The 21078-nt window shown below is 70.6% G+C and carries 20 protein-coding genes and 2 tRNA genes; 16 read left to right on the top strand and 6 right to left on the bottom strand.

The features are described from left to right. The first annotated feature begins 5 nt into the window (after positions 1 to 5). From AC2EAQ_RS02520 to AC2EAQ_RS02485, 8 genes are all read left to right on the top strand, one after another. A complete protein-coding gene (locus AC2EAQ_RS02520; RefSeq protein WP_484640135.1) occupies positions 6 to 425 on the top strand; it encodes a hypothetical protein in 420 nt (139 codons plus the stop codon). A 52-nt stretch (positions 426 to 477) separates the two neighbouring features. Beyond that, positions 478 to 1044, top strand: a complete 567-nt coding sequence (gene pgsA / locus AC2EAQ_RS02515; RefSeq protein WP_484640134.1) for a CDP-diacylglycerol--glycerol-3-phosphate 3-phosphatidyltransferase — start codon at positions 478 to 480, stop codon at positions 1042 to 1044. Continuing rightward, positions 1041 to 1928: a DMT family transporter gene (locus AC2EAQ_RS02510; RefSeq protein WP_484640133.1), complete on the top strand. Its 888-nt coding sequence runs from the start codon at positions 1041 to 1043 to the stop codon at positions 1926 to 1928. The genes pgsA and AC2EAQ_RS02510 overlap by 4 nt, the downstream gene beginning before the upstream one ends. Positions 1929 to 1936: 8 nt before the next feature. Continuing rightward, positions 1937 to 2824, top strand: coding sequence for an alpha/beta fold hydrolase (locus AC2EAQ_RS02505; RefSeq protein WP_484640132.1), 888 nt, complete (start codon positions 1937 to 1939; stop codon positions 2822 to 2824). 190 nt (positions 2825 to 3014) lie between these two features. Then, on the top strand, positions 3015 to 3284 hold the full coding sequence (locus AC2EAQ_RS02500; protein ID WP_484640131.1) for an HU family DNA-binding protein: 270 nt from the start codon (positions 3015 to 3017) through the stop codon (positions 3282 to 3284). Positions 3285 to 3305: 21 nt separating this feature from the next. Continuing rightward, positions 3306 to 3381: transfer RNA gene (locus AC2EAQ_RS02495), tRNA-Val, on the top strand. A gap of 120 nt (positions 3382 to 3501) precedes the next feature. Next, positions 3502 to 5424, top strand: a complete 1923-nt coding sequence (locus tag AC2EAQ_RS02490; RefSeq protein ID WP_484640129.1) for a SurA N-terminal domain-containing protein — start codon at positions 3502 to 3504, stop codon at positions 5422 to 5424. Between the two features lie 46 nt (positions 5425 to 5470). Continuing rightward, positions 5471 to 5546, top strand: a tRNA-His gene (locus AC2EAQ_RS02485). Positions 5547 to 5666: 120 nt separating this feature from the next. Here the strand turns inward: AC2EAQ_RS02485 and phnE (AC2EAQ_RS02480) are convergent. Genes phnE (AC2EAQ_RS02480) through phnD form a run of 4 tightly spaced genes read right to left on the bottom strand, consistent with a single transcriptional unit; the run spans position 5667 to position 9031 of the window. Continuing rightward, entirely contained in the window at positions 5667 to 6503 is an 837-nt protein-coding gene (phnE, locus tag AC2EAQ_RS02480) for a phosphonate ABC transporter, permease protein PhnE (protein WP_484640128.1), read from the bottom strand. After that, complete coding sequence (gene phnE, locus AC2EAQ_RS02475) at positions 6500 to 7252, bottom strand: phosphonate ABC transporter, permease protein PhnE (protein WP_484641137.1); 753 nt, start codon at positions 7250 to 7252, stop codon at positions 6500 to 6502. The genes phnE (AC2EAQ_RS02480) and phnE (AC2EAQ_RS02475) overlap by 4 nt, the downstream gene beginning before the upstream one ends. Positions 7253 to 7296: 44 nt before the next feature. Continuing rightward, the gene (gene phnC / locus AC2EAQ_RS02470) at positions 7297 to 8055 is read right to left on the bottom strand and encodes a phosphonate ABC transporter ATP-binding protein (RefSeq protein ID WP_484640127.1); all 759 of its coding nucleotides are present in this window, start codon (positions 8053 to 8055) and stop codon (positions 7297 to 7299) included. Positions 8056 to 8068: 13 nt separating this feature from the next. Next, positions 8069 to 9031: a phosphate/phosphite/phosphonate ABC transporter substrate-binding protein gene (phnD, locus tag AC2EAQ_RS02465; protein WP_484640126.1), complete on the bottom strand. Its 963-nt coding sequence runs from the start codon at positions 9029 to 9031 to the stop codon at positions 8069 to 8071. A gap of 225 nt (positions 9032 to 9256) precedes the next feature. On the opposite strand from phnD, the gene AC2EAQ_RS02460 reads away from it, so the two are divergent. From AC2EAQ_RS02460 to AC2EAQ_RS02425, 8 genes are read left to right on the top strand one after another with little or no spacing between them, the layout of a single operon-like run. Beyond that, positions 9257 to 10342, top strand: a complete 1086-nt coding sequence (locus AC2EAQ_RS02460; protein ID WP_484640124.1) for a calcium/sodium antiporter — start codon at positions 9257 to 9259, stop codon at positions 10340 to 10342. Continuing rightward, positions 10339 to 13173, top strand: coding sequence for a monovalent cation/H+ antiporter subunit A (locus AC2EAQ_RS02455; RefSeq protein WP_484640123.1), 2835 nt, complete (start codon positions 10339 to 10341; stop codon positions 13171 to 13173). The genes AC2EAQ_RS02460 and AC2EAQ_RS02455 overlap by 4 nt, the downstream gene beginning before the upstream one ends. Further along, positions 13173 to 13541, top strand: coding sequence for a Na+/H+ antiporter subunit C (locus tag AC2EAQ_RS02450; RefSeq protein WP_484640122.1), 369 nt, complete (start codon positions 13173 to 13175; stop codon positions 13539 to 13541). The genes AC2EAQ_RS02455 and AC2EAQ_RS02450 overlap by 1 nt, the downstream gene beginning before the upstream one ends. Next, positions 13538 to 15133 carry a monovalent cation/H+ antiporter subunit D gene (locus AC2EAQ_RS02445; RefSeq protein ID WP_484640121.1) on the top strand — a complete coding sequence of 532 codons (1596 nt, stop codon included), beginning with the start codon at positions 13538 to 13540 and terminating at the stop codon, positions 15131 to 15133. Before AC2EAQ_RS02450 ends, AC2EAQ_RS02445 begins: the two co-directional genes overlap by 4 nt. Then, positions 15133 to 15639, top strand: coding sequence for a Na+/H+ antiporter subunit E (locus tag AC2EAQ_RS02440; RefSeq protein ID WP_484640120.1), 507 nt, complete (start codon positions 15133 to 15135; stop codon positions 15637 to 15639). Before AC2EAQ_RS02445 ends, AC2EAQ_RS02440 begins: the two co-directional genes overlap by 1 nt. Continuing rightward, positions 15636 to 15923 (top strand): K+/H+ antiporter subunit F, encoded by a 288-nt coding sequence (locus tag AC2EAQ_RS02435; RefSeq protein WP_484640119.1) that lies wholly within the window; start codon positions 15636 to 15638, stop codon positions 15921 to 15923. The genes AC2EAQ_RS02440 and AC2EAQ_RS02435 overlap by 4 nt, the downstream gene beginning before the upstream one ends. Further along, positions 15920 to 16237 (top strand): Na+/H+ antiporter subunit G, encoded by a 318-nt coding sequence (locus tag AC2EAQ_RS02430; RefSeq protein WP_484640118.1) that lies wholly within the window; start codon positions 15920 to 15922, stop codon positions 16235 to 16237. The genes AC2EAQ_RS02435 and AC2EAQ_RS02430 overlap by 4 nt, the downstream gene beginning before the upstream one ends. Positions 16238 to 16274: 37 nt before the next feature. Then, the gene (locus tag AC2EAQ_RS02425; protein ID WP_484640117.1) at positions 16275 to 17201 is read left to right on the top strand and encodes a PHP domain-containing protein; all 927 of its coding nucleotides are present in this window, start codon (positions 16275 to 16277) and stop codon (positions 17199 to 17201) included. Here AC2EAQ_RS02425 and AC2EAQ_RS02420 read toward each other — a convergent pair. Together AC2EAQ_RS02420 and AC2EAQ_RS02415 are read right to left on the bottom strand one after the other, a co-directional pair. Beyond that, positions 17198 to 18727, bottom strand: a complete 1530-nt coding sequence (locus AC2EAQ_RS02420) for a WS/DGAT/MGAT family O-acyltransferase (protein WP_484640116.1) — start codon at positions 18725 to 18727, stop codon at positions 17198 to 17200. The genes AC2EAQ_RS02425 and AC2EAQ_RS02420 overlap by 4 nt on opposite strands. Positions 18728 to 18812: 85 nt before the next feature. Next, the gene (locus tag AC2EAQ_RS02415; protein WP_484640115.1) at positions 18813 to 21002 is read right to left on the bottom strand and encodes a sodium-translocating pyrophosphatase; all 2190 of its coding nucleotides are present in this window, start codon (positions 21000 to 21002) and stop codon (positions 18813 to 18815) included. Positions 21003 to 21078: the final 76 nt, after the last annotated feature.

Below are 21078 nucleotides of genomic sequence, written 5' to 3'. Positions count from 1 at the left end.
GCTCGATGCCCGGCCCTTCCACCATCTTCAACACGTCCCCCGGCCCGGTGGTCACGTCGACCGCCAAGCCGGCCCTGCCGCCCGACACCTCGGCGCGCTTTCGTAACTGGGACGACTTCCGCCTCCACGCGGGACGGCGGCTGGTGGCGGCCAACCCGGGCGGCACCTACACCGGCGCCGTGCCCGAGCCGCTGCTGGCGATCCCGGTGCTGGAGGTCGAGCTCAACGGCGACGGCAGCGTGCGCCGCGTGACCGTGCAGCGCACGCCCAGCCAGGCCACCGACACCGTCAAGCTGGCGGTGGACGCGGTGTACCGCGCGGCGCCCTTCGGCGACGTGTCGCACCTGCCGCGGCCGTGGAAGTTCAGCGAGGTGTTCCTGTTCCGCGACGACCGGCGCTTCAAGCCGCGCGTGCTCGACCTGTAGCGGCAAGGCCGCAGGCCGGCGTGGGCCCGTCGTCTGCGGCTACGATCGGGCCATGTTCTTCAACCTGCCGACGCTGCTGACCTGGGCGCGAATCGTCGCCATCCCGCTCATCATCGGCATCTTCTACCTGCCCGCGGAACCGGCCACCCGCAACCTCACGGCCACCGTGCTGTTCGTGGCGGTGGCGCTGACCGACTGGGCCGACGGCTGGCTGGCCCGGCGCCTGAACCAGACCTCGTCCTTCGGCGCCTTCCTCGACCCGGTGGCCGACAAGTTCCTGATCTGCGCCGCGCTGCTGATCCTGCTGCACCTGGGTCGCGTGGGCGCGCTGGTGGCCTTCGTGATCATCGGCCGCGAGATCGCCATCTCCGCGCTGCGCGAATGGATGGCGCAGATCGGCGCCAGCCGCAGCGTGGCGGTGCACATGCTGGGCAAGGTGAAGACGGCCACGCAGATGGTCGCGATCCCGTTCCTTCTCTTCGACGGCGCGCTGTTCGGCGTGATCGACACGCGGCTGTGGGGCACGGTGCTGATCTGGGTGGCGGCCGTGCTGACCGTGTGGTCGATGGTGTACTACCTGCAGAAAGCGCTGCCGGAGATCCGCGCCAAGGCGCGATGAACACGGCACAGCGGGACCGGCGCGACACGATGCTGGCCGCGATGCCGGCGGTGTTCGTGCTGGTCTGGAGCACCGGCTTCGTGGTGGCGCGCTACGGCATGCCGCATGCGCCGCCGATGGGCTTCCTGGCCGTTCGATATGCGCTGTCGGTGCTGGCCTTCGGCCTGTGGATCGCGCTGTCCAGGGCGGCGTGGCCGGCCGGGCGCACGCAGTGGGGCCATCTCGCCGTGAGCGGCGTGCTGATGCATGCGGGCTACCTCGGCGGCGTCTGGGCCGCGGTGAAGTCGGGCCTTGGTGCCGGCACGGTGGCCCTGATCGTGGGATTGCAACCGGTGCTGACGGCCCTGTGGCTGTCGGCCGTGGGCGGTGCGCGGGCGATCGCGCCGCGGCAGTGGCTGGGCCTGCTGCTGGGCCTGGGTGGCCTGGTGCTGGTGGTCGGCCACAAGCTCGGCATCGGCGAGGTCACCGGCCACAACTTCGCGCTGGGCGTGTTCGCGCTGCTGTCGATCACGGCCGGTACGCTGTACCAGAAGCGCTTCGTCGAACCCTGCGATGTGCGCACGGCCAACGCGGTGCAACTGGCCGCGGCGCTGGCGGTGACCGCGCCGCTGGCGTGGCTGGAGGCTGGCGCGTGGCGGATGCATCCCGAGCTGGTCGGGGCCATGGCGTGGTCGGTGCTGGTGCTGACGCTGGGCGGCAGCTCGATGCTGTACCTGCTGATCCAGCGCGGCGCGGCGGCCAAGGTGACCAGCCTGCTGTACATGGTGCCGCCCTGCACGGCGGTGCTGGCGTGGCTGCTGTTCGGCGAGCCGCTGTCGGCTCAGGTGCTGGCCGGCGTGGCGCTCACCGCCGTGGGCGTGGCGCTCGTGGTGCGCAGCGGATAATCCTGGCCATGCTGGAAGGCTTCTCCACCGAAGACGTCATGCACGATGGCGTGCGCCTGCGCGTGCGCCGCCGCGGCAGCGGCGCGCCGCTGCTGCTGCTGCACGGGCACCCGCAGACGATGGTGATGTGGCACCGCGTGGCGCCCGCGCTGGCCGAGACGCATGAAGTCGTGCTGATGGACCTGCGCGGCCGCGGCGACTCGTCACGCCTGCCGGCCAGTGCCGACCACGCGGCCTACAGCAAGCGCGCGATGGCCACCGACGCCCTGGCCGTGATGCGGCACTTCGGTCACGAGCGATTTGCGGTGTGCGCGCACGACCGCGGCGCGCGCGTCGCGCACCGCCTGGCGCTCGACCATCCGAAGGTGGTGACGCGCGCGATGCTGCTGGACATCGCGCCCACGCTGGCGATGTACGAGGGCACCACCGAGGCCTTCGCGCGGGCGTACTGGCACTGGTTCTTCCTGATCCAGCCGGCTCCGACGCCCGAACGTGCCATCGAGGCCGACCCGGCAGCCTGGGTGCGCGAAGGCATGGGCACGCGCCCCGCCGGGCTGGTGCCGTTCACGCCGCAGGCGCTGGCCGAGTACGAGCGTTGTCTCGCGCTGCCGGGCAGCGCGGCGGCCGTGTGCGAGGACTATCGGGCGTCGGCCACGATCGATCTCGAGCATGACCGGGCCGACCGTGCGGCGGGCCGTCGCGTGCGGCAGCCGCTGCGGGTGCTGTGGGGTGCCCTGGGCGTGGTGGAGCAATGCTTCGACACCATGGCGCTGTGGCGCGCCGTGGCCGACGACGTGAGCGGCCGTGCGCTGCCCTGTGGCCACTACATCGCCGAGGAACTGCCCGAGGCGCTGCTGGCCGAGGCGCGGGCCTTCTTCGACGTCAGCGGCCGTTGACACCTGCCGGCGCGGCCGCGTCGGCAACGCCTAGAATCCGCCCCTCGCACACCGGGTGCGCCGCCTTGACATCGCGGGGGCGGCGCGGCTGTAATGATCCGGTGCATGGTGTGAGCCGCCACCGCGACCGCCGAACCCGAACACAACTCCGCGCCACGGCGCCACAGCAATCCGTTTGAGGGGACCCCACGTGAACAAGACGGAAATGATCGATCACATCGCCAAGCAGGCCGACATCTCCAAGGCCGCGGCGACGCGGGCCCTGGAGGCGTTCATCGGCGGCGTGAAGGGCAGCCTGAAGAAGGGTGGCAGTGTGTCCCTGGTCGGCTTCGGCACCTTCGCGGTGAGCAAGCGCGCAGCGCGCAGCGGTCGCAACCCCCGCACCGGCGCGGCCATCAAGATCAAGGCGGCCAAGGTGCCCAAGTTCCGTCCGGGCAAGGCGCTCAAGGACGCCCTCTGACGGCTCTGCCCGGGCCGCACCGGGTGCTTAGCTCAGTTGGTAGAGCGGCGCCCTTACAAGGCGTAGGTCGGCGGTTCGAGACCGTCAGCACCCACCAATTTCCCGTGCGGACGCTCGGCTAGAATGCCGGGCCCGAATGACCGCGGCCGCTTCGAGCGGCCGCGCTCCTTTCTGAGATCGCCCGCGCGATCGCCTGCCTGACAGCCGAGGTCCGTACATGTTCGAGTTCGTCCGCACGCACAACCGATTGCTGTTCTTCGTGCTCGTGCTGCTGATCTTTCCGTCGTTCGTGTTCTTCGGTGTGGAGGGCTACAGCCAGTTCCGCGACGCCGGCACCGCACCGGTGGCGCGCGTCGACGGCCACAAGATCACGCAGGCCGAGTGGGACGCCGAGCATCGGCGTCAGGTGGAGCAGGCGCGCGCCCGCATGCCCGGGCTGGACCCGAAGCTGCTCGACTCGCCCGAACTGCGCCGCACCACGCTGGAGCAACTGGTGCGCGAGCGCGTGCTGTTCGCCGCCGCGATGCGCGGGCATCTGTCGGTGAGCGACGAGCGCCTGATGCGCGAGCTGCAGAGCATTCCGCAACTGGCCGCGCTGAAGCGCCCGGACGGCACGTTCGACGTGGCGGCCTACAAGGTGATGGTCGAGTCGCAGGGGCGCTCGGCCGAAAGCTTCGAGGCCAGCCTGCGCCAGGAGATCTCGCTGCGTCAGGTGACGGCCGGCGTGTCGGACACCGGCCTGAACGTGGCCGCCGCCGGGCGCTCGGCGCTGGACGCCCTGCTGCAGCAGCGCGAGGTGCAGGTGCTTCGCTTCGACGCCAAGGACCAGCGTGCCGGCCTCGCCCCGACCGACGAGGAGCTGGCGGCGTACCACAAGGAACATGCCAACGAGTTCCGCACCGTGGAGCAGGCCCGCATCGAGTACGTCGTGCTGGATGCGAAGGCGCTCGAACAGGGCGTGGCGGTGCCGGAGCCGGAACTGCGCAAGTTCTACGACGAGAACGTGTCGCGCTACACCACCGCCGAGGAGCGTCGCGCGGCGCACATCCTGGTGGCCGCGGCCAAGGACGCGCCGGCCGACCAGCGCGCCAAGGCCAAGGCCAAGGCCGAGCAGTTGCTGGAGCAGGCGCGCAAGAACCCGGCCGGCTTTGCCGAACTGGCGCGCAAGAACTCCGACGACACGCTGTCGGCGCCGCAGGGGGGCGACCTGGAGTTCAACGGCCGCGGCGCCTTCGCGGCCAAGGCCCAGGAAGACGCCATCTTCGCGATGAAGGTCGGCGAGATCAGCAACGTGGTCGAAAGCGAGTTCGGCTACCACGTCATCAAGCTCGACGCGGTTCGCGGCGGCCAGAAGAAGCCGTTCGAGCAGGTGCGCGCCGAGATCGAGGCCGAGGTGCGCAAGCAGCTGGCCGCGCGCGAGTTCGCCGCTGCGGCGGATCTGTTCTCCAACACCGTCAACGCCCAGAGCGACAGCCTGGCGCCGGCGGCCGACAAGCTCAAGCTCAAGGTGCAGACAGCCACCGTGCAGCGCACGCCGGTGCCGGGGGCCACGGGCGCGCTGGCGTCGCCGAAGCTGCTGGAAGCCCTGTTCACCAGCGAGTCGCTCAAGAGCAAGCTCAACACCGAAACCGTGGAGATCGGTCCGAACCAGCTCGCCGCGGCGCGCGTGGTGGAGCACCAGCCGTCGCGGCTGCAGACGCTGGCCGAGGTGCAGGCGCAGGTGCGCGAGCGCGTGCTGGCGCGCCAGGCGGCCGACAAGGCACGCAAGGCGGGCCAGGCCAAGCTGGCCGAGCTGCAGAAGAGCGACTCGACGGCCGGTCTGCCGGCGGCGGTGTCGATGTCGCGCGGCAATCCGCAGGGCCAGCCGCGCGAGGTGCTGGACGCCGTGCTGCGCGTCGACTCGACCAAGCTGCCGCAGTGGGTGGGCGTGGACCTGGGCGACGCCGGCTACGCGCTGGCCCGGGTCACGGCCGTGAAGGCGCCCGCGCCCGACGCGCCGGAAGTGGCGCAGCTGCTGCCACGCGTGGCCGAAGCCTGGGCCGCGGCCGAGGCCCAGGCCTACTACAAGGCGCTGGAGCGCCGCTTCAAGGTGTCGATCGACGCGCCGGCCGCCGCCGCGTCAGCCGCTGCGGCCAACTGAGCGGTGCGCTCCGTGGGCCGGCCGCTATAATCGCGGCCTCTCTACGGTGGCTGTAGCTCAGTTGGTAGAGTCCCAGATTGTGATTCTGGTCGTCGTGGGTTCGAGTCCCATCAGCCACCCCAGGTAACACCGGGCCCAGCCCTTCCAGCGGCCCCTCATCGCAAGGTGAGGGGCCGTTGTCATCGGGGCCCGGCTCGCGCCCGACGATCGCGCCCGTCGAGGTGCCGGAGCGCCGGTGACGGTCAGATGACGCGCTTGCGCAGCTGCGTCACTGCGATCTCGGACACCACGACGACGGCGAAGATCACGAGCAGGATCAGCGCCACGCGCTGCCACTCGAAGGTGTCGATGGCGGCGTTCATGGCCATGCCGATGCCGCCGGCGCCGACGAGGCCGAGCACCGACGACTCGCGCACGTTGATGTCCCAGCGGAACATCGCGATCGCCACGAAGGCCGGCTTGATCTGCGGCCAGTAGCCGTACAGCACCCGGCTGACCCACGAGGCCCCGGTGGCGGTGAGCGCCTCGATCGTGCCCGGATGGCTCTCCTCGATGGCTTCGGACAGCAGCTTGCCAACGAAGCCGATCGAGCGGAAGGCGATGGCACAGGTGCCGGCCAGCGAGCCGGGTCCGAACACGGCGACGAAGAACAGGGCCCACAGCAGCGTCGAGGTCGAGCGCGTGGCCACGAGCACCAGCCGCGCCAGCCAGTTGATCCAGGCCACGCGCACGATGTTGCGGGCCGCCGCGAAGCCGAAGGGCAGCGCCAGCAGCAGGCCGAGCAGTGTGCCCAGCAGCGCGATCGCCAGCGTGTCGACGAGCGCGCCGTGCACGGTCTGCGCGCCGGTGTTGCGCGGCGTGACGTAGAAGGCCCAGTCCACCGGCCACATCCGCACGAACAGGTCCTGTACCTGCGCGGGCGAGTCGTAGAGGAACTCGGGGATCACGTCCACCGTGCGCAGCGACGCGACGATGGCCGCCACGCAGGCGAAATAGACGGCAAAGCGCGCCAGCCGTTCGGCCGGCGTGAAGCGCAGCCAGGTCCCTGGCGTCTGACCGGGGGGCGTCGCGGTGTTCACTGCCGGAAGACCTTCTTCACCGCCAGCTGCAGGCCTTCGCCCGCCATGATCAGCGCGATGATGCAAAGCAGGATGCCGAGCACGTAGTCGTAGTCGAACCGCTGGAAGGCCGCGAACAGCGTGCCGCCGATGCCTCCGGCGCCGACCAGGCCGACGATGGCCGAGTTGCGCAGGTTCGAGTCGGCCAGGTAGGCCATGAAGCCGATGAAGCGGTACAGCACCTGCGGCACGACGGCGAAGATCAGCACGTTGGCGAAACCCGCCCCGGTGGCCCGCAGCGCCTCGATGGGCTTCATCGAGATCTCCTCGATGGCCTCGGCGAAGAGCTTGCCGACGAAGCCAATGCTGGCCACCGTCAGCGCGAAGATGCCGGCCAGCGCGCCGAAGCCCACCGCCTTGACGAACACGATCGCCACGATCACCGGGTGGAAGGTGCGGCACACGGTGATGACGAAGCGAGCCGTCCAGCTGACCCAGCCCGGCATCAGGTTGCGCGCGGCCAGCAGGCCCAGCGGCAGCGCCAGGGCGAGGCCGAGCGCCGTCGACAGCACCGCGATCTGCAGGCTCTCGAGCAGGCCCTTGATCAGCTCCCGCTCCGGCGTGAAGATGGGCGGCAGCATGCGGTCGAAGAATCGCGCCGCGTTGTCCAGGCCGGTGACGAAGCGCGCCCAGGACGGGTCGATGCGGCTTGCCGCCCAGACGGCCAGCAGCGCCACGACGATCCAGCCGAAGCGCTCGGCGCGGCCCATCGTGAAGGGCCGCACCTCGGGAGGCGGTATCGGATCGGGCGAGTTCACGTGAGCCAGCTCGCGCCGCCGTAGATGCGGCGCAGCACGTCGTCGCTGAGACCAGCGGCGTCCCCGTCGTAGACGACCACGCCTTCGGCCATGCCGACGATGCGGTCGGCGAAGCGCCGCGCCAGTTCCACGTCGTGCATGTTGACGATCACCGGGATGCGTTCGCGCTGCGCGACGCCCTTGAGCAGCTCCATGATCTCGACCGAGGTCTTCGGGTCGAGCGAGCTCGTGGGCTCGTCGGCCAGCAGCACCGCCGGGTTCTGCATCACCGCCCGCGCGATGCCCACGCGCTGGCGCTGGCCGCCGGAGAGCGCGTCGGCGCGCTTGTTCGCATGCTCCTGCAGGCCCACGCGCTCGAGCAGGGCCCAGGCGTGGGCCAGATCGGCGGCCTCGAACTTGCGCCGCCATGCGTTCCAGGCGCTGGTGCGCCCGAGGACGCCGGTGAGCAGGTTCTCCATCACCGTCAGGCGCTCGACCAGGTTGTACTCCTGGAACACCATGCCGATGCGCGAGCGCGCGTTGCGCAGGGCGGCGCCCGACAGGCGCGTCAGGTCGACGCCATCGAGCCGCACCGCGCCGGCGCTCGGTTCGACGAGCCGGTTGATGCAGCGGATCAGCGTGCTCTTGCCGGTGCCGCTCGCGCCGATGATGGCGGTCAGCGCGGCACCTTCGAATGCGAGGTCGATGCCTCGCAGCACCAGCTTGCCGGGCTGGTACGCCTTGGCGAGCCCGGCAAGCTCCAGGCGGGCGGTCACGACGGCCGCTCGCCTACTTCTTCTGCTGTTCGGCCGCGACCTTGTCGACCTCGCGCACGACCGCCCACTCCTTCTGGTAGGAGATCGGCACGAAGCGGTCGGCGCCGTCGAAGTCCTTCTTCATCGAGTCGGGATAGCGGAAGTCGCTGAAGCACTTGACGATCTGCTGCGCCAGTGCGGGCGCCAGATCGTGGGCGTAGGCGAAGGAACTGGTCGGGAAGCGCTGGCTGCGGTAGATGACGCGGAAGTCCGCCTCCTTGATCTGGCCGCGGTCGGCCATGCGCTCGAAGACGTCGCTGGCCACATGCGCGGCGTCGTAGTCGCCGCTGCCCACGCCGAGCACGCTCTGGTCGTGCTTGCCCGAGAAGCGCACCTCGTAGTCCTTGCCCGGCGCCAGCCCCTGCGCCGGCAACAGCGCCAGCGGCGCCAGGTGACCCGAGTTGCTCGACGGCGAGGTGTGCGCGACCTTCTTGCCCTTCAGGTCCGCCGGCTTCTGGAACGGGCTCGAGGCCTTGACGATCGTGATCAGGTTGTAGCCCTGATAGCCCTTGGCGTCGCCCTTGACGGCAAACGGGATCGCGCCGGCCTTGTTCACCGCAAACACGGTCGGCCCGGTGGAGAAGCCGCCCACGTGCAGCCGGCCGGAACGCAGCGCCTCGATCTGGGCCGCGTTGTTCTGCACCTGGAAGAACACCACGCGCTTGCCGGTGCACTGCGCCAGGTAGTCGGTGAAGGGCTTGAAGGTGTTCTCGTACTTGGCCGGGTCTTCCACGGGGGTGTACGTGAACACGAGCGTGGACGGGTTCTTCTGCCGCGCTGCGTCGCTGGGCGTGTCGGCCAGCAGGTCGCGGTTGGCGTCGCAGTAGATCGGGTCGAGGTCGCCGCGGTTCGGGCAGGTGTCCTGTGCCGACGCAGAGCCCGATGCAAGGCCGAGTGCAGCGAACAGCAGTGCCGCCGCCTTCGAAGGACCGGTCATGGTGTCTCCTTTCGAGTGTCTTGTGCACCGAGTTTAGGCTGCCGGCACGCCAGCGGACATCGGGAATCGCCTGGGCTTCGATCCGGCACGCTGCACCGCACCATCCCCCTGCGGGTGGCGGCCCCAGGGGCGTGCATCACCCCGGGCGATCCAGGCCCTCAAGGGCCGGAGGTCCGCCCCGGACGCCGCCGCCGGTACAGTGCGGTGTCCGAACGCCGCACGCCCATGAACATCCTGCTCTTCATCGCCGGACTCGCCGCCCTCGTGATCGGCGCCAACCTGCTCGTGCGGGGGGCCTCCAAGCTGGCGCTGTCCTTCGGCATCTCGCCGCTGGTCGTCGGGCTCACCGTGGTGGCCTTCGGCACTAGCGCCCCCGAGGTGGCGGTCAGCGTCGGCGCCGTGCTGGACGGCCAGACCGACATCGCCATCGGCAACGTGGTGGGCAGCAACATCTTCAACGTGCTGTTCATCCTGGGCATGAGTGCGCTGATCGTGCCGCTGGTCGTGAACGTGCAGCTGATCCGCCAGGAAGTGCCGATCATGATCGGCGCGTCGCTGCTGCTGCTGGCGCTCGGGCTCGACGGCCGGCTCGGCCTGGTCGACGGCGGGCTGCTGCTCGGCCTGCTGGTGGCCTACACCGTGTTCCTCGTCGTGCAGTCGCGCCGCGAGACGGCTGCTGCACAGGCCGAGTACGTCCAGGAGAACCGCCCGGCCGAGCTCGGCGCATGGGACTCGACCTGGCCGGTGCAGGTGGGCCTCATCGCCGCGGGCCTGGTGTGCCTGGTGTTCGGCTCCGACTGGCTGGTCACCGCCGCCATCGCCTTCGCCAAGGCGATGGGCGTGAGCGACCTCGTCATCGGCCTGACGATCGTCGCCGCCGGCACCAGCATGCCCGAGGTCGCGGCCTCGATCACCGCGGCCATCAAGGGCGAGCGCGACATCGCGGTGGGCAATGTCGTGGGCAGCAACACCTTCAACATCCTCGGCTGCCTGGGCGTGTCGGGCCTGGTGGCCGGCGACGCCGGGTTGACGATGGCGCCGTCGCTGCTGTCGTTCGACATCTGGGTGATGCTGGCCGTGGCGCTGGCCTGCCTGCCGGTGTTCATGACCAGTCGTGAGATCGCGCGCTGGGAGGGCGGCGTCTTCGTCGTCTACTACGCCGCCTACGTGGCCTACCTGATCCTGGCCGCGCAGCAGCACGACGCGCTGCCGGCCTTCTCGGCCGCGATGATGAGCTTCGTGATCCCGATCACCGTGATCACGCTCGTCGTCGTGCTGTTGCGCAAGACGAAGTCCGACGCGCCGACATGACGCTCGCGGTGCTCGCATTGCTGCCCTGGCTGGGGGCGCTACTGGTCGGCGGCCTGCCGGGGACCGCCCGGCGCCGCATCGCGCTGCTGGCCGGCGCGGTCGCGCTCGCGGTGTGCGCCCTGGTGCTGTCGGCGGCGCCCGCCGTCTTCGCCGGCGAGGTGCTGCGCTGGAGCGTGCCCTGGCTGCCCGCGCTCGGCCTGGACTTCGGCTTTCGCATGGACGGCCTGGCGTGGCTGTTCGCGCTGCTGATCGGTGGCATCGGCGCGCTGATCGTGCTGTATGCCGCCTGGTATCTCGACCCGGCCGACGGCGAGAGCCCGCCGCGCCGCTTCTTCGTCTTCCTGCTGCTCTTCATGGGCGCGATGCTGGGCGTCGTGCTGGCCGACAACCTGATCCTGCTGGTGTTGTTCTGGGAGCTGACGAGTCTGTCGTCCTTCCTGCTCATCGGGTTCTGGCACCGCCGCTCGGACGCGCGCGAGGGCGCGCGCATGGCGCTCACGATCACCGGTGCCGGGGGCCTGTGCCTTCTCGCCGGCGCGCTGCTGCTCGGCCACATCGCCGGCAGCACCAAGCTCGACGTGGTGCTGGCGGCTGGTGACGCGATCCGCGCCCATGCCTTGTACGAAACCGCGCTCGTGCTCGTGCTGCTGGGCGCCTTCACGAAGAGCGCGCAGTTCCCGTTCCACTTCTGGCTGCCGCATGCCATGGCGGCGCCCACGCCGGTGTCGGCCTACCTGCACTCGGCCACGATGGTGAAGGCGGGCGTGTTCCTGCTGGCGCGCCTGTACCCGGCGCTGGGCGGCAGCGAGCCCTGGTTCTGGATCGTCTCCCTCACGGGGCTGGCCACGCTCGTGGTCGGCGCCTACATCGCGATCTTCAAGCACGACCTGAAGGGTCTGCTGGCGTACTCGACGATCAGCCACCTCGGCCTGATCACGCTGCTGTTCGGCCTGTCGGAGCCGCTGGCCGTGGTGGCCGGCGTGTTCCACATCATCAACCACGCTACGTTCAAGGCCGGCCTGTTCATGAGCGCCGGCATCATCGACCACGAGACCGGCAGCCGCGACATGCGGCAGCTCAACGGGTTGATGAAGTACATGCCCTTCACGGCCACGCTGGGCATCGTGGCCGCGGCCTCGATGGCCGGCGTGCCGCTGCTCAACGGCTTCCTGTCCAAGGAGATGTTCTTCGCCGAGACGGTGGCCAAGGAGTCGCACGGTGTCATGGAGTGGCTGCTGCCGGCCGGCGCCACGCTGGCCGGCGTGCTGAGCGTGGCCTATTCGCTGCGCTTCATCCACGACACCTTCTTCAACGGCGAGCCGGTGGGGCTGCCGAAGGCGCCGCACGAGGCGCCGTTCTTCATGCGCCTGCCGGTGCTGGTGCTGGTGGCGCTGTGCGTGCTGGTGGGGCTGTTTCCGTCGGCCGTCGTCGGGCCCACGCTGGCGGTGGCCGCGCAGGCGGCGCTGCACGGCGCCCCGGGTGCGCCGCTGCCGGTGTACACGCTGGCCATCTGGCACGGCTTCAACCTGCCGCTCGCGATGAGCCTCGTGGCGGTGGTCGGCGGCGTGCTGCTGTATTTCGGGCTGCAGCGCTTCGTGAACCTGCATCGCGTGGTGCGCCTGCCGGGCTGGATCACCCACGGCGGCCGCGAGTTCTTCCTGCTGCTGGTCAACGCCGGCTTGGCCGCCGCGGGCGCACTGACGCATGCGCTGCAGAACGGCCGCCTGCAGCGCTACCTGCTGCTGCTGGTGCTGATGGCGCTGGCGGCCGGGATGGCGCCGTTCGTGCCCGGGTGGATCGACGGGCCGCCGGCACGGGCCGCGGCGCTGCACCTGGCCGACCTCGGCCCCGGCGTTGCCCTGGTGGGTCTGATCGGCATTGCCGCGACGCTGGCCACCACCTTCGCCTACCGCCACCGGCTGCTGGCGCTGCTGCTGATGGGGGCGGTGGGCCTCGTGGTGTGCCTCACCTTCGTCTGGTTCTCCGCGCCCGACCTGGCGCTGACCCAGCTGCTCGTGGAGATGGTCACCATCGTGCTGATGATGCTGGCGCTGCACTGGCTGCCCGAGCAGAGCCCGCCCGAGCCGGCGCGCTGGATCGCCTGGCGCGACGCACTCATCGCCACGGCGGTGGGCCTGGGCATCGCGGCGCTCGCGTGGATGGTGCTGACTCGGCCCTTCGACTCGATCTCGGGCTACTTCCTCGAGACCACCAAGGTGCTGGGCGGCGGCGCCAACGCGGTCAACGTGATCATCGTCGACTATCGCGGCTTCGACACGCTGGGCGAGATCACCGTGATGGCGATCGCGGCGCTGATCGTGCATGCGCTGCTGGCGGGCTTCACGCCGCCGCCCGACGGCCGCGTCGTGCCGCCTGGGGGCGAAGCCGACCGCCACCCGCTGATGCTGCAGCTGGTGAGCCGCCTCGTGCTGCCGTTCGCGATCCTGGTCTCGCTGCACCTGTTCCTGCGTGGCCACAACCTGCCCGGCGGCGGCTTCATCGCGGGCCTGGTGCTCGCCATCGGCCTCGTGCTGCAGCAGGTGGCGCATGGCCACGCGTGGGTGTCGGCACGCGCGAAGATCGACTTCCGCACCTGGGCCGGCCTCGGCCTTGTCATCGCCGCGGGCACCGGCCTGGCGAGCTGGCTGTTCGGCGCGCCGTTCCTGACCAGCACCTACGACTACCCCTGGCTGCCCGGCATCGGTGGCGTGCCGCTGGCCAGCGCCTCGATGTTCGATCTCGGCGTGTACCTCGTGGTCGTGGGCGCGACGATGGTCATGCTGCTGTCGATCGCGCGTCTGGCGCGCGGCCTGGGTGGAGGGCTGCGCTGATGCTGCTGCTGCTGTCGCTGGGCATCGGCGTGCTGGCTGGCTGCGGCACCTGGCTGCTGCTGCGTGCGCGCACCTTCGACGTCATCCTCGGCCTGACGCTGGTGTCCTACGCCGTCAACCTGTTCATCTTCGCGATGGGCCGGGTGAGGGTGGGGGCACTGCCACTGGTGGCCGACGGCCGGGCGGCGACGCTCGCCAACACGACCGACCCGCTGCCGCAGGCGCTGGTGCTGACGGCCATCGTCATCAGCTTCGCGATGACGGCGGTACTGCTGGCCATCGCGCTGCGCGCCCGCGCGGAGGCGTCGAGCGACCATGTCGACGGCCGGCCCGATGCCGGTGCGCCGGGCGGGGAGGGGCCTCGATGAGTGCCGTGCAGCCCGCTGCGATGCTGTTCGGCGGTCACGAGATCGTGCTGCCGATCGTCGGCCCGCTCGTGGCCGGTGCGCTGGTGCTGCTGCTGGAGCGCCTGCGTTCGCGCTGGGCCGCGGCCTTCGGTCTCGCGGCCACGGTGGCGTGGCTGGTGCTGGCCGCTGCACTGGTGCGGCAGGCCGATGGCGGCGACGTGCAGGCCTACCTGCTGGGGAACTGGCAGGCGCCCTGGGGCATCGCGCTCGCCCTGGACCGCCTGTCGGCACTGATGCTGCTGCTCACCGCCGCGGTGGCCACCGGCGCGCTGGTGTACGCGCTGGCCGGCGAGCAGTCGAAGGGGCCGCATTTCCACTCGCTGTTCCAGTTCCAGCTGATGGGCCTGAACGGGGCCTTCCTCACGGCCGACCTGTTCAACCTGTTCGTCTTCTTCGAGGTGCTGCTGGCGGCCAGCTACGGCCTGCTGCTGCACGGTGCCACGCGGGCGCGCCTTTCGGCCAGCGTGCATTACGTGACCTTCAACCTGGTCGGCTCGGCGCTGTTCCTCGTTGCCGTGAGCCTGCTCTACGGCCTCGCCGGCACGCTGAACATGGCCGACCTCGCCGTCAAGCTCGCGGCGCTGCCGCCGGAGAACCAGCGCCTGGCGCAGGCGGCCGCGCTGATGCTGCTGGTGGTGTTCGCCGTGAAGGCGGCGCTGCTGCCGCTGTACTTCTGGCTGCCCGACACCTATGCCTCGGCGTCGCCGCCGGTGGCGGCGCTGTTCGCGATCATGACCAAGGTGGGCGTCTACGCGATCGCCCGCACGACCACGCTCACCTTCGGCGCCGGCGCACTGGCCGGCATCGCGAGCCCGGCGCTGCCGGTGCTGGCACTGGGCACGCTGGTGCTGGCGGCCGTGGGGGCATTGGCGGCGGTGCGGCTGCGCGGGCTGGTGGCCTACCTCGTGGTGGCCAGCGCCGGCACGCTGCTGCTGGCCATCGGCCTGGGCACGCCGGGCACGCTGGCGGCGGGCCTGTTCTACCTGGTCAACAGCACGCTGGTGGCGGCGGCGTGGTTCCTGCTGGCCGACCGCATCGGTGCCGCGCGCGGCGGCAGCGACCGGCTCGAACCCGCGGCTCTCGACACGGGCTGGGCGCCGCTCGGCGTGGCGTTCTTCCTGGCGGCGGTGGCGGTGGCCGGGGTGCCGCCGCTGGCGGGCTTCTTCGGCAAGGCCCTGCTTCTGCAGGCCGCGGGGCAGACCGCCCTGGCCGTGGCGACCGTGGCGCTGGTGCTCGGATCGAGCCTGGCGATGATGGTGGCGCTGGCCCGCGCGGGCTCGACGCTGTTCTGGAAGCCCGGCGGTGCGGGATCGCGGGTGTCCGGCGTGGCCACGGCGCCGAATCATCCCGCGCACGGCGTGGCGATCGTCGGCCTGCTGGCCGCGGTGCTCGGCACCGCCGTGGCCGCCGGCCCGCTTAGCCGCTATGCGCAAGGGGCCGCGGAGCAACTGGTCGCCCGCACGCCCTACATCCAGGCCGTGCTCGGCGCGCGCCCGGTGCCGCCCGCCTACGACGTGCGCGAACAGATGCGCCAGCGCGGGGAGCTGAAGTGATGGCCCTTGTGCTGCGTGCGCTGCTGCCTGCGCCGCTGATCTCGGCGCTGCTGTTCGTGGCCTGGCTGATGCTGTCGCAATCGGCCTCGGCGGGCAACCTCGTGCTGGCCGCGTTCTTCGCGCTCGTCATCCCCTGGTTCAGCGAGCGTTTCCGCCCCGAGCGGCCGCGCCTGAAGGCCTGGGGCACGACCGTGCGGCTGGGCCTGGTCGTGCTGCGCGACATCGTGCTGAGCAACATCGACGTGGCCCGGCGCGTGCTCGGTCCCGACGATGCGATCCGCTCGCGCTTCGTGTGGGTGCCGCTCGCGATCCGCGACCCGCATGGCATCGTGGCGCTGGCCGGCATCATCACGATGACGCCCGGCACGCTGTCCGCCGAGCTGACCGAGGACCGGCGCTTCCTGCTCGTGCATGCGCTGCACTGCCCGGACGAGGCCGCCGAGGCGGCGCTGGTGGCCGACATCAAGGCGCGCTACGAGGCGCCGCTGCGGGAGATCTTCGAATGACCAGCCTGCCGCCAATCCTGGCCGTCGTGGTGCCCTGGGTGATGGGGGCCTTCGCGCTGGCGCTGGCGCTCAACGCCTGGCGCCTGCTGCGCGGGCCGGGCCTGGCCGACCGCGTGCTGGCGCTGGACACGCTGTACATCAATGCGCTCGCGCTGCTGGTCGTGGCCGGGCTGTGGCTGGCCGACAAGAGCTACTTCGAGGTGGCGCTGCTGATCGGCCTGCTCGGGTTCGTCGGCACCGTGGTGCTGGGCAAGTTCATCGTGCGCGGAGACATCGTCGAATGAGCCTCGCCGTCGAGATCCTGGTCGCGGCGCTGCTGGTCGTCGGCGCCGGCTTCGCCCTCGTCGGCTCGTGGGGCCTGGCCAAGCTGGGCGACTTCTACAAGCGCCTGCACGGCCCGAGCAAGGCCACGACGCTGGGCGTGGGCTGCGTGCTCGTGGCGTCGGGCCTGTGGTTCGCGGTGCACGGCGCACCGAGCTGGCACGAGCTGCTGATCACGCTGTTCCTGTTCCTCACGGCGCCGGTGTCGGCCCACCTGCTGGTGAAGGCCGCGCTGAAGCTCGACCCGGCGTCCAAGCCGCCGCCGCCGAAACCATGACGACCGGCTTCCACCCACCTCAGCGAAAGGCATTCCCATGAGCCTCGACGCGTTCAGCCTGCCCGGCCGCTTCCACCGCGGCAACCTGCACACCCACAGCACGGTGTCCGACGGCGAACTGGCACCGGCCGAGGTGTGCCGCCGCTACCGCGAGGCCGGCTACGACTTCATCTGCCTGTCGGACCATTTCCTGCCCGCCTACGACTTTCCGGTGGCCGACACGCGCGCGTTCCGCACCGACGGCTTTACCACGATCCTGGGCGCGGAAGTGCACGTGCCCGACACGAGCCTGGGCGAGAAGTGGCACCTGCTGGCCAACGGCCTGCCGCTGGACTTCGCCCCGCCGCGCGCCGGTGAGAGTGCCGCCGCGCTGGCGCGGCGCTGTGCCGACGCGGGTGCCTTCGTCACCATCGTCCACCCGGAGTGGTACTCGCTGGGCGTGGACGACGCGCTGTCGATCGACGCGGCGCATGCGGTGGAGGTCTACAACCACACCTCGGCCGTGCGCTCGTCGCGCGGCGGGGGCTGCAGCCTGCTCGACCAGTTGCTGGCTCAGGGCCGCAGGCTCAACGCCCTGGCCACCGACGACGCCCACTTCCTGGTGGACGACGCCTTCGGCGGCTGGGTCATGGTGAAGGCCGAGCGCAACGAGCCCGAGCTGCTGGTGCAGGCGCTCAAGGCCGGCCACTACTACTCCACCCAGGGCCCGGTGATCCACGACCTGCGCCTGGAGGGGGACGACGTGGTGGTGGAATGCTCGCCCGCGTTCGGCGTCTATCTTCTGGGCAAGGGCTCGCGCTCGGTGCAATGCGAACAGCGCGGCCAGACCACGGCCCGACTGCCCGCCGGTCGCATGGGCAAGGGGGGCTTCATGCGCGTGGTGGTGGTCGACGAGCAGGGCCGGTCGGCCTGGACCAACCCGGTCTGGCGCAGCGAGTCGGCGCCGGACGTCGCGGCCGACTAGGCGGGCCGCGGGCGGCGCGCCTTTTTCGCCGGCTTGGCGGGGGTCTTCGCCGTCGCTTTCGGAGCCGCCTTCTTCGGTGCCGCGCGGGGCGCGCGCTTCTTCGCGGCCCGCGGGCGCGGGGCCGGGGCCAGGATCAGACGCTCCAGCTCCTCGAACGCCTCGCCGGTATAGACGGCGATGCGCTGCATGTGCGGCAGCGTGCTGTGGCAGCCGGTGAAGCCGAAGGCCATCTGCCCGGCGTAGCTGTGGCAGGTGATGTTGAGCGCCTGGCCGTGCGTGACGATCGACACCGGGAAGGTGCCCAGCAGTTCCGCGCCACGGAAGTACAGCGGCTTGTCCGGCCCCGGCACGTTGGACACGGTGATGTTGAACACCGGCCGCGTGCGCCCGCCCAGGCCCGTGAGCAGGGTGAGGATGGTCGGCGCCATCAGCGCCACGGTGTACTGCGTCATCGCCGCCCGCGGCAGGCTCTGCACGTGCGCCTTGGCGCTCTTTACCGACGCCCGGATCGCCGCCAGCCGCTCCAGCGGGTCGGCGATGTCGGTGCCGAGGGTGGCGATGATGAAGGTGATGGCGTTGCCGGTGCCCTCGTCGTCGGCCGGGCGCACCGACACCGGGATGCCGGCGGTGAGCGCGGCCTCGGGCAGGTCGCCGCTGTCGTCGAGGAAGCGACGCAGCGCGCCGCCGCAGGTGGCCAGCACCAGGTCGTTGATCGTGCAGTCGGCCGCCTTGGCCAGCGTCTTCATGCGCTCGAGCGGGAACTGCTGCGTGGCGAAGCGCCGCTTGGCCCGCACACGGCCGTTGATCGTGGCGCCCGGGGCGCCGAACGGCATGCGCAGGTCGAGGTCGGTGTCGCGCGTCAGGCGCAGCATCCTGCCGAAGGCCAGCAGCAGCTGCGGCACGGTGCCCACCTGGCCGCGCAGCGCCTGGATCGCGCCGGCCAGCGCATTGCTGAAGGTGGGCGCGTCGGTGTCGCGTTCGGGGCGCCGCGCGTCGGCGCCGACGGCCCAGAACGGCGCACCGTCCAGGCTCTTCTCGCGGTCGGCGTGCAGCACGCGCTGCAGCAGCTTCACGCCCGACATGCCGTCGATCAGCGAGTGGTGCATCTTGATGTACATCGCGAAGCGCTGGCCTTCCAGGCCCTCGATCAGCGTGCACTCCCAGGGCGGGCGCGACAGGTCCAGCGGCTGGCTGTGCAGCCGGGCGATCAGCTCGCCCAGTTCTCGTTCACCGCCCGGGAAGGGCAGGGCGGTGTGGCGCAGGTGCGCCTCGATGTCGATGTCGTCGTCCTCCACCCAGTGATGCACGGGGCTCTTCAGCAGCAGCGGTGACTTCAGGCGCCGGTTCCACGGCGCCGCGAAGCGGCGGTGCTTGCGGAAGTCGGCCATCCATCGGCGCAGCAGGTCCGGCGGCGCGCCGTCGGGCAGCCGGAAGGGCATCAGCGCGCCCACGTGCATCGGCGTCTCGCGCGACTCGGTGTAGAGCCAGGACGCGTCGAGCGGATTGAGTCGGATCGGTGCGGACATGGAGCCTCCGGAGCGGATGGGCCGAGCGTAAAGAAAAAGCCCGGGCGCGAGGCCCGGGCTTGCATCAGGGGACGCGGCCCGAAGGCTACTTCGATGCGGCCGATGCAGGGGCCGGCGCCGCCACCGGCGCTGCGGCGGCCGGCGACGCCGCCGCGGCGGGCGCGGGCGCCACCACGGCCGGGGCGGCCACCGGCGCAGCCTGCGGCTTGACGGCCGAAGCGCCGGCCGGCAGCAGCGGCACGATCAGCAGCGCCACGATGTTGATGATCTTGATCAGCGGGTTGACGGCCGGGCCGGCGGTGTCCTTGTAGGGGTCGCCGACCGTGTCCCCGGTGACGGCCGCCTTGTGGGCTTCGCTGCCCTTGCCGCCGTGGTGGCCGTCCTCGATGTACTTCTTGGCGTTGTCCCAGGCACCGCCGCCGGTGCACATGGAGATCGCCACGAACAGGCCGGTGACGATGGTGCCCATCAGCAGGCCGCCGAGCGCGGCCGGGCCGAGCAGCAGGCCGACCAGGATCGGCACCACCACGGGCAGCAGCGACGGGACGATCATTTCCTTGATCGCGGCCGTGGTGAGCATGTCCACCGCCTTGCCGTATTCCGGCTTGGCGGTGCCTTCCATGATGCCCTTGATCTCCTTGAACTGGCGGCGCACTTCCACCACCACCGAACCGGCGGCGCGGCCGACGGCTTCCATGGCCATGGCACCGAACAGGTAGGGGATCAGGCCGCCGATGAACAGGCCGATGATCACCTTGGGGTCGCTCAGGTCGAAGCTCACGTTCAGGCCGCGGCCTTCCAGCGAGTGGGTGTAGTCCGCGAACAGCACCAGCGCGGCCAGGCCCGCCGAACCGATGGCGTAGCCCTTGGTCACCGCCTTGGTGGTGTTGCCCACGGCGTCCAGCGGGTCGGTCACGTCGCGCACGCTCTTGGGCAGTTCCGACATCTCGGCGATGCCGCCGGCGTTGTCGGTGATCGGGCCGTAGGCGTCGAGGGCGACCACGATGCCGGCCATGCTGAGCATCGAGGTGGCCGCCACGGCGATGCCGTACAGGCCCGCCAGGTTGTAGGACACCATGATCGCGACGCACACGAACAGCACCGGCCAGGCGGTCGAGCGCATCGACACGCCCAGGCCCGCGATGATGTTGGTGCCGTGGCCAGTGGTGGAGGCCTGGGCGATGTGCTGCACCGGCGAGTACTGCGTGCCGGTGTAGAACTCGGTGATCCAGACCATGGCTGCCGTGAGCACCAGGCCCACCGCGCAGGCGCCGAACAGGCGCATGTGCGTGCCGGCGCCCAGGGCGTCGGCGGGCATCACGGCCACCGTGACGAAGTAGAAGGCGATGAGCGACAGCACGCCCGACACCGCGAGGCCCTTGTACAGCGCCGGCATCACGTTCTTCATGCCGGGGCTGGCCTTGACGAAGCTGCAGCCGATGATCGAGGCGATGATCGACACGCCGCCCAGCACCAGCGGGTACATCACGGCGGCCATCGGCGCCATCGTGACCACCAGCGCGCCCAGCGCCATGGTGGCGATCAGCGTCACGGCGTAGGTCTCGAACAGGTCGGCCGCCATGCCGGCGCAGTCGCCGACGTTGTCGCCGACGTTGTCGGCGATCACCGCCGGGTTGCGCGGATCGTCCTCGGGGATGCCGGCTTCCACCTTGCCCACGAGGTCGGCACCGACGTCGGCGCCCTTGGTGAAGATGCCGCCGCCCAGGCGCGCGAAGATCGAGATCAGCGACGAGCCGAAGGCCAGGCCGAGCATCGGCTTGAGCACCGACGACAGGCTCTTGTCGGGCGTCATCTGGCCGTTCATCGTGATGAACCAGAAGAAGATGCCCACGCCCAGCAGGCCCAGGCCCACCACCAGCATGCCGGTGATGGCGCCGCCCTTGAAGGCGACGTCCAGCGCCGGGCCGATGCCTTTGGTGGCGGCCTGCGCGGTACGCACGTTGGCGCGCACCGACACGTTCATGCCGATGAAGCCGCAGGCCCCCGACAGCACGGCGCCGAGCACGAAGCCCGCGGCGGTGGTGCTGTCCAGGAACACGGCGATCAGGATCGCCAGCACGACGCCCACGACGGCGATCGTCTTGTACTGCCGGGCCAGGTAGGCCGCTGCGCCCTGCTGCACGGCGCTCGCGATCTCCTGCATGCGGGCATTGCCCGCGTCCTGCTTCAGGATCCAGCTGCGCTGGACGAAGCCGTACACCACTGCAGCCAGGCCGCAGGCCAGCGCCACATACAGCGCCATCGTCGTTGTCATGAAGGTTGCTCCTTGCTTGAACTTCGCTTCGTTCTTGGGTTGCCCGGCAGTCCCGGCACCACTCCCGATGCTAAGC

Source organism: Aquabacterium sp. T101, assembly GCF_057219775.1.
The sequence above is the reverse complement of the archived record's forward strand: the minus strand, read 5'-3'. Positions and strand labels throughout refer to the sequence as shown.

Bases quoted from the DNA above. Each gene is read 5' to 3' on its own strand.
- AC2EAQ_RS02520 (WP_484640135.1), top strand. From the start codon at position 6: ATGCCCGGCCCTTCCACCATCTTCAACACGTCCCCCGGCCCGGTGGTC.
- pgsA (WP_484640134.1), top strand. From the start codon at position 478: ATGTTCTTCAACCTGCCGACGCTGCTGACCTGGGCGCGAATCGTCGCC.
- AC2EAQ_RS02510 (WP_484640133.1), top strand. From the start codon at position 1,041: ATGAACACGGCACAGCGGGACCGGCGCGACACGATGCTGGCCGCGATG.
- AC2EAQ_RS02505 (WP_484640132.1), top strand. From the start codon at position 1,937: ATGCTGGAAGGCTTCTCCACCGAAGACGTCATGCACGATGGCGTGCGC.
- AC2EAQ_RS02490 (WP_484640129.1), top strand. From the start codon at position 3,502: ATGTTCGAGTTCGTCCGCACGCACAACCGATTGCTGTTCTTCGTGCTC.
- phnE (WP_484641137.1), bottom strand. From the start codon at position 7,252: ATGGGCCGCGCCGAGCGCTTCGGCTGGATCGTCGTGGCGCTGCTGGCC.
- phnD (WP_484640126.1), bottom strand. From the start codon at position 9,031: ATGACCGGTCCTTCGAAGGCGGCGGCACTGCTGTTCGCTGCACTCGGC.
- AC2EAQ_RS02460 (WP_484640124.1), top strand. From the start codon at position 9,257: ATGAACATCCTGCTCTTCATCGCCGGACTCGCCGCCCTCGTGATCGGC.
- AC2EAQ_RS02455 (WP_484640123.1), top strand. From the start codon at position 10,339: ATGACGCTCGCGGTGCTCGCATTGCTGCCCTGGCTGGGGGCGCTACTG.
- AC2EAQ_RS02450 (WP_484640122.1), top strand. From the start codon at position 13,173: ATGCTGCTGCTGCTGTCGCTGGGCATCGGCGTGCTGGCTGGCTGCGGC.
- AC2EAQ_RS02445 (WP_484640121.1), top strand. From the start codon at position 13,538: ATGAGTGCCGTGCAGCCCGCTGCGATGCTGTTCGGCGGTCACGAGATC.
- AC2EAQ_RS02440 (WP_484640120.1), top strand. From the start codon at position 15,133: ATGGCCCTTGTGCTGCGTGCGCTGCTGCCTGCGCCGCTGATCTCGGCG.
- AC2EAQ_RS02435 (WP_484640119.1), top strand. From the start codon at position 15,636: ATGACCAGCCTGCCGCCAATCCTGGCCGTCGTGGTGCCCTGGGTGATG.
- AC2EAQ_RS02430 (WP_484640118.1), top strand. From the start codon at position 15,920: ATGAGCCTCGCCGTCGAGATCCTGGTCGCGGCGCTGCTGGTCGTCGGC.
- AC2EAQ_RS02425 (WP_484640117.1), top strand. From the start codon at position 16,275: ATGAGCCTCGACGCGTTCAGCCTGCCCGGCCGCTTCCACCGCGGCAAC.
- AC2EAQ_RS02420 (WP_484640116.1), bottom strand. From the start codon at position 18,727: ATGTCCGCACCGATCCGACTCAATCCGCTCGACGCGTCCTGGCTCTAC.
- AC2EAQ_RS02415 (WP_484640115.1), bottom strand. From the start codon at position 21,002: ATGACAACGACGATGGCGCTGTATGTGGCGCTGGCCTGCGGCCTGGCT.